The 273-nt window shown below is 52.7% G+C and carries 1 protein-coding gene; it reads right to left on the minus strand.

Annotation, left to right across the window (positions count from 1 at the left end):
* Positions 1-94: 94 nt before the first annotated feature.
* A partial coding sequence (locus SB771_RS34465) for a type II toxin-antitoxin system HigB family toxin (protein ID WP_410721972.1) occupies positions 95-273 on the minus strand: 179 nt, incomplete at its 5' end.

The following is a 273-nucleotide window of genomic DNA, read 5'->3' on the forward strand; positions in this document are numbered from 1 at the left end:
CCCAGTTCCGGGTCAACGTCAACAAGACGGGATACGGTTTGCAACGCTTCCTTGTAGTCGCGTTCGTTGTGGATTGGACGAATTTCCATGTTGGCTACTCCAGTTCAACGGTTTCAGCATCGATTCGGTCGTATTCGCCATGCGTTCCGATGAACTTGATATAGACGACACCGATGCGGTAAGCCACTGCGACGATCAGCCGGTAATCGTTCCCCTTGATGTTGAATATCACTCGGTTTCGCCCGACAAAGCTCGCGGAGGCGTATCTGGCCT

Source organism: Burkholderia sp. SIMBA_051, assembly GCF_046534915.1.
GTDB classification, from domain to species: Bacteria; Pseudomonadota; Gammaproteobacteria; order Burkholderiales; family Burkholderiaceae; genus Burkholderia; species Burkholderia ambifaria.